At 39.7% G+C, this 8,698-nt stretch carries 8 protein-coding genes; all 8 read left to right on the forward strand.

Going from position 1 to position 8,698, the window contains the following annotated elements:
• Positions 1-69 precede the first annotated feature (69 nt).
• Positions 70-1,884 (forward strand): DNA primase, encoded by a 1,815-nt coding sequence (gene dnaG, locus STRDD10_RS00585; RefSeq protein ID WP_067192187.1) that lies wholly within the window; start codon positions 70-72, stop codon positions 1,882-1,884.
• Between the two features lie 3 nt (positions 1,885-1,887).
• A complete protein-coding gene (gene rpoD / locus STRDD10_RS00590; protein WP_067192189.1) occupies positions 1,888-3,000 on the forward strand; it encodes an RNA polymerase sigma factor RpoD in 1,113 nt (370 codons plus the stop codon).
• An 89-nt stretch (positions 3,001-3,089) separates the two neighbouring features.
• Positions 3,090-3,419, forward strand: a complete 330-nt coding sequence (locus STRDD10_RS00595; protein ID WP_067192192.1) for a metal-sulfur cluster assembly factor — start codon at positions 3,090-3,092, stop codon at positions 3,417-3,419.
• Between the two features lie 735 nt (positions 3,420-4,154).
• Positions 4,155-5,024, forward strand: a complete 870-nt coding sequence (gene rfbA / locus STRDD10_RS00600) for a glucose-1-phosphate thymidylyltransferase RfbA (protein ID WP_067192194.1) — start codon at positions 4,155-4,157, stop codon at positions 5,022-5,024.
• Entirely contained in the window at positions 5,024-5,617 is a 594-nt protein-coding gene (locus STRDD10_RS00605; RefSeq protein WP_067100569.1) for a dTDP-4-dehydrorhamnose 3,5-epimerase family protein, read from the forward strand. Before rfbA ends, STRDD10_RS00605 begins: the two co-directional genes overlap by 1 nt.
• Before the next feature lie 292 nt (positions 5,618-5,909).
• The gene (gene rfbB / locus STRDD10_RS00610) at positions 5,910-6,956 is read left to right on the forward strand and encodes a dTDP-glucose 4,6-dehydratase (RefSeq protein ID WP_067100571.1); all 1,047 of its coding nucleotides are present in this window, start codon (positions 5,910-5,912) and stop codon (positions 6,954-6,956) included.
• Between the two features lie 105 nt (positions 6,957-7,061).
• Positions 7,062-7,988, forward strand: a complete 927-nt coding sequence (locus STRDD10_RS00615; RefSeq protein ID WP_067192994.1) for a glycosyltransferase family 2 protein — start codon at positions 7,062-7,064, stop codon at positions 7,986-7,988.
• A 61-nt stretch (positions 7,989-8,049) separates the two neighbouring features.
• Positions 8,050-8,698: dTDP-4-dehydrorhamnose reductase (rfbD, locus tag STRDD10_RS00620; protein WP_231853332.1), on the forward strand; the 649-nt coding region annotated here is incomplete at its 3' end.

The following is an 8,698-nucleotide window of genomic DNA, read 5'->3' on the forward strand; positions in this document are numbered from 1 at the left end:
GTGTCAAAGTCCTGGGACATCTCAAATTAAGGTGAAAAATATTTTACAAATTTAGCGAATTGGAGTATAATGGATAGTGATATTTTATGTTTAAATGGGGGTATTGGCGATTTGAATAAAGAACTCATTGCAGAGATTAAAAATAATGTCAATATCGTCGAACTAATCGGTGAAGTTGTAGCTCTAACTAAGTCAGGGCATAACTTTTTAGGTTTGTGCCCTTTCCATGGTGAAAAGACACCTTCTTTTAATGTTGTTGAGGATAAGCAATTTTATCATTGTTTTGGTTGCGGTAGATCGGGAGATGTCTTCAAGTTTTTGGAAGAATACCGAGGAATCAGCTTTCGAGAAGCTGTCCAATTACTAGCTGATAGAGTAGGGATAGTGACCAATACAGTAGCTAACTTCGATATGGAAACTAGGAAAAATCCACATCAAGAGTTATATGATATCCATTTAATCGCTACAAAATTTTATCATACTTATCTGATGACAACTAAAATGGGAGAAGAGGCACGAGCTTATCTCTATCAGCGTGGTTTAACGGATGAGATTATTCAACATTTTCAGTTAGGCCTTGCCCCAGAAAAGGGAAATTATCTTTATCAGTCAGTAGGAGAAAAATTTAGTGAAGAGACTATAGCCAACTCAGGTCTTTTTAATCTAACGGATAGTAATCAAGTATACGATGCTTTCTCAAATCGTATTATGTTTCCTTTATCAAACGACCAAGGAAAAGTAGTGGCATTTTCAGGTCGTATTTGGAAACCAGTTGATGGAAGTCAGCCTATCGCAAAATATAAAAATTCAAGATCAACCGTAATCTTTAACAAAAGTTTTGAGTTATACCATCTAGACAAGGCGAAGCAAAGTATAAAAAAATATCATGAAGTATACCTGATGGAAGGGTATATGGATGTAATTGCAGCATACAGAGCTGGTATTGAAAATGCTGTTGCATCTATGGGAACTGCGCTAAGTCATGAACATGTTGAGCACCTGAAGCGTTTTACTAAGAAGATTATTCTAACCTATGATGGCGATAAAGCTGGGCAAGCCGCAACTGAAAAAGCATTGTCAGAATTAGATGATTTTTCGGTCGATATAGTTACCCTACCTGGCGGAATGGACCCGGATGAGTTTCTTCAAAAAAATTCTGCAAATGAATTAAAAACTTTATTAGAAAAAACGCGAATAAGTAAAATAGAGTTCCTAATTCAACATCTGAAACCTGATAATTTAGAAAACCTGCAAGCGCAAATTTCTTTTGTTGAACAGATATCTCCTATAATAGCTCAAGAACCATCCTTGACAGCTCAAAATACTTATATTTATAAATTGGTAGAGTTGCTACCAGATTTTGATTACCAACAGGTAGAGTCAACAATTAATGATGTCAGAGTTAATCAAAGACAAGAAAAACGAATAAGAAATACCATTAAAAAACAAGCAATTGTGGAGCTTCCTGTTAGTAAGCAGCTTTCTCGCTTGATTTTAGCGGAATCTCATTTGCTTAATCGAATGATATACAACTCTGTCTTATTAAATAATTACCGTTTACGAGAGGATTTTTCATTTGATACTCCTGAACTAGCCAGCCTTTATCAGATTCTTTGTGATAATGGTGAGGTGACTTCACAGGATTTAGCGATGTTACCAGAAGAAACTCAGAGAGCTTGGTATGGGGTCTTAGAGCAAAATCTTCCAGCAGACTGGACGCAAGAGGAGTTAGATGAGGTTGAACGAATCCGAGAAACAGAACGTTTGAAGAGGGAAACGACATTGATGGGAAGACGTGTTCGGGAAGCGTCTCATCAGGGTGACTTTGATACTGCAACAGATGAGTTAGAAAAGCTCATTGCTCAAAAAAGAAAAATGGAGTAATATATGTCCAAAAAACAAAAAGAAGTAACAACATTTGATGTTCAAGTGGCTGAATTTATTCGAAATCATAAGCAAGCTGGAACTGTAACTGATGAACACATTACGGAAGCCTTAGTTATTCCATTCACTTTGGATGCAGAAGGGATTGAAAATCTTTTTCAACGTATCCAGGATGCTGGATTAGCGATCACAGATAAGGAAGGAAATCCAAGTGCTCGTGTATTGCAGGCCGAGGAGGAAGAAAAAGAGCTGAGTGATGAAGAACTCTTAGGTTCTACTTCAGCTAAAGTAAATGATCCCGTTCGTATGTATTTGAAAGAAATCGGTGTTGTTCCCCTTTTGACCAATGAGGAAGAGAAGGAACTTGCTTTAGCAGTTGAAGCAGGAGATGTCGAGGCAAAACAGCGCTTGGCAGAAGCCAATCTTCGTTTGGTTGTTTCCATTGCGAAACGCTATGTTGGCCGTGGGATGCAGTTTCTGGATTTGATCCAAGAGGGGAACATGGGATTGATGAAAGCTGTTGATAAGTTTGATTATTCAAAAGGATTCAAATTTTCAACTTATGCAACTTGGTGGATTCGTCAGGCCATTACTCGTGCCATTGCAGATCAAGCCCGTACGATTCGAATTCCAGTACACATGGTGGAAACCATTAATAAATTGGTTCGTGAGCAACGCAATCTTTTACAGGAACTTGGAAATGAACCAACTCCAGAACAAATTGCGGAACGGATGGATATGACTCCAGATAAAGTACGAGAGATTTTAAAAATCGCTCAAGAACCGGTATCTCTTGAAACTCCTATTGGAGAAGAGGATGACAGTCATTTGGGAGATTTTATTGAGGATGAAGTAATTGAGAATCCAGTGGATTATACTACACGAATTGTCTTGCGCGAACAGTTGGATGAAGTATTGGATACCTTGACAGATCGAGAAGAAAATGTACTTCGACTTCGCTTTGGTTTAGATGATGGAAAAATGCGAACACTAGAAGATGTAGGTAAAGTCTTCAATGTTACACGTGAACGAATTCGTCAAATTGAAGCAAAAGCACTTCGTAAGCTACGTCATCCAAGTCGTAGTAAACCGCTTCGTGATTTTATGGAAGACTAAACGAACAAACTCTTAATTAAAAAAGAAATGATTGTATTTAACGGATTTGAAGTTAATAATATAATTTCAAATAGGAAGGAAAGTGCATTATGGCGTATACCGAAGAGCAGATTGAACAGATAAAAAATAAAATTTTAGATGCTCTAGAAGATGTTATTGATCCAGAATTGGGGATAGATATTGTCAATCTAGGTCTTGTCTATGAAATTCGATTTAACGGTGAGACAGGAGAAGCTGAAATTGACATGACACTGACAACGATGGGATGTCCATTAGCTGACTTGCTTACAGATCAAATTTACGACGTAATGCGTGAGGTGGATGAGGTTACGAAAACTGAGGTGAGATTGGTCTGGGCTCCTGCTTGGACTGTCGAAAAAATGAGTCGTTATGCACGAATTGCATTAGGAATTCGTTAGTAAAAGCCTCAGTTTTATAAATCAATAAAAGAAAATACCCTATGTAAACTCCTAATGCAGGATTGACATAGGGTATTTTTTGGCTTTTTGTTAACTATTATGACTTGATGAAATGCAATCAAGTTAAGGCGGAGTCCGGGGTGGAAGAGAATAGCTTTGACGGAGTTCTTCATACACTTTATTGAATCTCACGTTGAGAGTGCACTTGCTATAGTGATGTATTGTAAAATATACTAATACTCTTCGAAAATCTCTTCAAACCACGTCAGCTTTTCCTTACCGTAGGTATGGTTCCTGACTTCGTCAGTTCCATCCACAACCTCAAAGCAGTGCTTTGAGCAACCTGCGGCTAGCTTCCTAGCTTGCTCTTTGATTTTCATTGAGTATAATATGAAGTGAGATAGAAGTTGCGTTATGTTTTTACTTACTTTTTAGATGATTTGATTAATCAGTACTATTTTGCTAAAAGGTTTTTGATCAAAGAAATATTCAAACTATTTTCAGAACATTCTAGATGATAATAATGGCGAATCATTGAATTGTTTGATAAAAACAAGAGTAACGAAATGTTGTCATCGGGATTCATTTTAAGCGTAAATTGGAGATTGAGGTTGGTGTAAGGAATTTTATTGTTTAAATGCTGATATTTTCCCAAAAACTAACCTAAGAATGCTGATTTTTTTAGAAAAGAATGGTAAAATAGTAGTGAATAGAACACAGAAAGGTTATCTTAGTATGAAAGGGATTATCTTAGCAGGTGGTTCAGGAACTCGTTTGTATCCTTTGACACGTGCTGCTTCAAAACAACTGATGCCGATTTACGATAAGCCGATGATTTACTATCCGCTTTCAACTCTTATGTTGGCGGGAATAAAGGAGGTTTTAATCATCTCAACACCTCAAGATTTGCCACGGTTTGAAGAGTTGTTGGGAGATGGAGCGGAATTTGGTATTTCACTTTCTTATGCCGTTCAACCGAGTCCTGACGGCTTGGCTCAAGCTTTTATTATCGGAGAAGAATTTATCGGTGATGACAGTGTTGCGTTGGTTCTTGGTGATAATATTTTCCATGGAAATGGGTTGACAGCGATGCTTCAACGTGCAGAGAGTAAAGCAAAAGGAGCGACTGTCTTTGGCTACCAAGTGAAGGATCCAGAACGCTTCGGTGTGGTGGAGTTTGATGAAAACATGAACGCTATTTCTATCGAAGAAAAGCCAGAACATCCAAAATCCAACTTTGCAGTGACTGGTCTTTATTTCTATGATAATGATGTGGTAGAAATCGCCAAAAACATCAAGCCAAGTCCTCGTGGGGAACTAGAAATCACAGATGTCAACAAGGCCTACTTAGAGCGTGGGGACCTGTCTGTTGAGCTTATGGGCCGTGGCTTTGCTTGGTTGGATACAGGGACGCATGAAAGTCTCTTGGAGGCAGCTCAATACATCGAAACCGTACAACGCTTGCAAAATGTTCAGGTAGCAAATTTAGAAGAAATTGCTTACCGCATGGGTTACATCACCAAAGAACAGGTGCGAGAACTAGCCCAACCCCTCAAGAAAAATGAATACGGGCAATACCTGCTCCGTTTGATTGGAGAAGCCTAATGACAGATAACTTTTTTGGTAAAACACTGCAAGCCAAGGCTATTGAAGCCATCCCTGGGATGTTAGAATTCGACATTCCTGTTCATGGAGACAACCGCGGTTGGTTCAAGGAAAATTTCCAAAAGGAAAAAATGCTTCCTCTAGGATTTCCTGAAAGCTTCTTTGCGGAAGGCAAGTTGCAAAACAATGTGTCTTTTTCACGGAAAAATGTTTTGCGTGGCCTTCATGCGGAGCCTTGGGACAAGTACATCTCCGTTGCGGATGAAGGGAAGGTTCTGGGGTCTTGGGTTGACCTCCGTGAAGGAGAAACCTTCGGAAATGTTTACCAGACCGTGATTGATGCTTCCAAGGGTATTTTCGTGCCTCGCGGTGTTGCGAATGGTTTTCAAGTCTTGTCTGATAAGGTGTCTTATAGCTACTTGGTCAACGACTACTGGGCTCTAGAGCTCAAGCCAAAATACGCTTTCGTCAACTATGCTGACCCAAGCCTAGGCATCCAGTGGGAAAACCTAGCAGAAGCAGAAGTCTCAGAAGCAGACAAGAACCATCCTTTGCTCAAAGACGTCAAACCCCTAAAAGCAGAAGATTTGTAAAAATGTTGCTCTTAAAACAATCAAGAACATCATTATATAGTTTTTAGCTTTGCTATAAACGAGCGAAGTGAGCTATATGCTTAGCTTTCCGCCGTGAGAAAAGCACCTGAACTATTTTGTTTCAGGTGCTCGGAAGTTTTGAGACATTAGGCTCAAAACTTAGTCATGGAACTTCCTGGATTTCTGAAATCATCCACTGGATAATTTCACCTAACTTCCGTACTCACCTAAGGAAAGCTAAAAAAAGATTGATTTAAGAAACAATCAACACTAAAAACTATTTGGAGAAAAAATGACTGAATACAAAAACATCATCGTGACAGGTGGGGCTGGTTTCATCGGTTCCAACTTTGTCCACTATGTTTATAACAACTTCCCAGACGTGCATATCACCGTTTTGGACAAGCTCACCTATGCGGGCAACCGGGCCAATATCGAGGAAATCCTGGGCGACCGTGTGGAGTTGGTCGTAGCAGATATTGCGGATGCAGAAGTGGTTGACAAGTTAGCTGCTAAGGCTGACGCTATCGTCCACTACGCCGCAGAAAGCCACAATGACAATTCATTGAACGACCCATCTCCTTTCATCCATACCAACTTTATCGGGACTTACACCTTGCTAGAAGCGGCTCGCAAATACGATATCCGTTTCCACCACGTGTCTACGGATGAAGTCTACGGTGACCTGCCTTTACGGGAAGACTTACCAGGACATGGCGAAGGCCCAGGGGAGAAATTCACGGCAGAAACCAAGTACAACCCAAGTTCGCCTTATTCATCAACCAAGGCAGCCTCTGACTTGATCGTCAAGGCTTGGGTGCGTTCTTTTGGTGTCAAAGCAACCATTTCCAACTGTTCCAACAACTACGGTCCTTACCAACACATCGAAAAATTCATTCCACGTCAAATTACCAACATCCTCTCTGGGATCAAACCAAAACTCTACGGTGAGGGGAAAAATGTGCGTGACTGGATCCACACCAATGACCATTCTTCAGGTGTTTGGACCATCTTGACCAAGGGTGAGATTGGTGAAACTTATCTGATCGGTGCGGACGGTGAAAAGAATAACAAGGAAGTCTTAGAGCTCATCCTCAAAGAAATGGGACAAGCACCTGACGCTTATGACCACGTCACAGACCGTGCAGGTCATGACTTGCGCTATGCTATTGACGCTAGCAAGCTTCGTGATGAGCTCGGTTGGCGCCCAGAATTCACCAACTTCGAAGAAGGCCTCAAAGAAACCATCAAATGGTACACAGACAACCAAGACTGGTGGAAAGCTGAAAAAGAAGCAGTCGAAGCCAACTATGCGAAAACGCAAGAAGTGATTAAATAGAAAAAGACTAGGTTTTTACCTAGTTTTTTGTTATAATGGAGTGAGTTGGTTTGTGTTTTAGGATTCAAACTTTAACAATAAATTACAATGAATGGCAAGATCAAAATGACAATTTCTGTAATCGTTCCTTGTTATAACGAGGAAGAAAGTATTCCACTTTTTTATGATGCAATGGAAACAGTACGTAAACAAACAGAGCATACTTTTGAATATATTTTTATCAATGATGGGTCCAAAGATAGAACTCTCAAGGTCCTAAAGGAACTTAATACTAGAGATTCTAATGCACACTACCTTTCCTTTTCTAGAAACTTTGGAAAAGAAGCTGCTTTATATGCAGGTCTGCAGCATGCTAGTGGAGAATTAGTTACAGTAATGGATGTGGATCTGCAAGATCCGCCAGCATTGCTACTGGAGATGATTGAAAGGCTGGATAGTGATCCTGATTTGGACTGTGTAGGAACACGTAGGACTACGAGAGAAGGGGAGCCACCAATTCGTAGTTTTTTTGCCCAGCTATTTTATAAACTGATTAACCGTATCAGTCAGGTTGAAATGGTTGATGGAGCCAGAGACTTTCGACTGATGCGTCGCCCAATGGTGGACTCTATACTAGAACTTTCTGAGTACAATCGTTTTTCAAAGGGAATTTTTTCATGGGTTGGTTTTAGAACAGACTATCTTGAATATAAAAATGTTGAACGAGTAGCGGGTGAAACCTCATGGAACTTTTGGTCTCTCTTTAAATATTCTATCGAAGGGATTGTTAATTTCTCTGATACTCCACTAAATATCGCATTTATAGGGGGAGTTTTGTCCTGCATTTTGGCATTTTTACTATTGGCATTCTTTTTCATTCGAACTCTTATTATGGGGAATCCAACATCTGGTTGGACGTCTCTTATGACGGTGGTGCTTTTCCTTGGTGGATTTCAATTAGTTACCATTGGCATACTTGGGAAATATATCGGAAAGATTTTTATGGAAACCAAGAAAAGACCAGTCTATCTTATTAAGGAGAAAAGCAAATAAAAGCAGATTTTTTCTGCTTTTTTTGGTATAATCAAATAGAAGTAAAAACAAGGAGTCAATTATGATTTTAATTACAGGTGCCAATGGTCAACTAGGGACTGAACTTCGTCATCTTCTTGATGAGCGCAACGAAGAGTATGTAGCAGTAGATGTGGCAGAAATGGATATTACAAATGCTGAGAAAGTTGATGACGTTTTTGCAGAAGTAAAACCAACCTTGGTCTATCATTGTGCTGCTTACACGGCTGTTGATGCTGCTGAGGACGAAGGTAAAGAGCTTGACTATGCTATTAATGTGACTGGTACAGAAAATGTCGCTAAAGCGTCTGAAAAGCATGGTGCAACTCTCGTCTATATTTCAACAGATTATGTATTTGATGGCGAGAAACCAGTCGGTCAAGAGTGGGAGGTTGATGATCAACCAGATCCACAAACTGAGTATGGTCGTACAAAACGGATGGGGGAAGAATTAGTAGAGAAGCATGTTTCTAACTACTATATCATTCGTACAGCTTGGGTGTTTGGTAACTATGGAAAAAACTTTGTTTTTACGATGCAAAATCTCGCTAAGACTCATAAAACTCTTACAGTGGTCAATGACCAACACGGCCGCCCAACATGGACACGTACTTTGGCAGAGTTTATGACTTATTTAGCTGAAAATCGTAAAGACTATGGATATTACCACTTGTCTAATGATGCAGCAGAAG

Source organism: Streptococcus sp. DD10 (genome assembly GCF_001578805.1).
Classification (GTDB): domain Bacteria; phylum Bacillota; class Bacilli; order Lactobacillales; family Streptococcaceae; genus Streptococcus.

Bases quoted from the DNA above. Each gene is read 5' to 3' on its own strand.
- dnaG (WP_067192187.1), top strand. From the start codon at position 70: ATGGATAGTGATATTTTATGTTTAAATGGGGGTATTGGCGATTTGAAT.
- rpoD (WP_067192189.1), top strand. From the start codon at position 1,888: ATGTCCAAAAAACAAAAAGAAGTAACAACATTTGATGTTCAAGTGGCT.
- STRDD10_RS00595 (WP_067192192.1), top strand. From the start codon at position 3,090: ATGGCGTATACCGAAGAGCAGATTGAACAGATAAAAAATAAAATTTTA.
- rfbA (WP_067192194.1), top strand. From the start codon at position 4,155: ATGAAAGGGATTATCTTAGCAGGTGGTTCAGGAACTCGTTTGTATCCT.
- STRDD10_RS00605 (WP_067100569.1), top strand. From the start codon at position 5,024: ATGACAGATAACTTTTTTGGTAAAACACTGCAAGCCAAGGCTATTGAA.
- rfbB (WP_067100571.1), top strand. From the start codon at position 5,910: ATGACTGAATACAAAAACATCATCGTGACAGGTGGGGCTGGTTTCATC.
- STRDD10_RS00615 (WP_067192994.1), top strand. From the start codon at position 7,062: ATGACAATTTCTGTAATCGTTCCTTGTTATAACGAGGAAGAAAGTATT.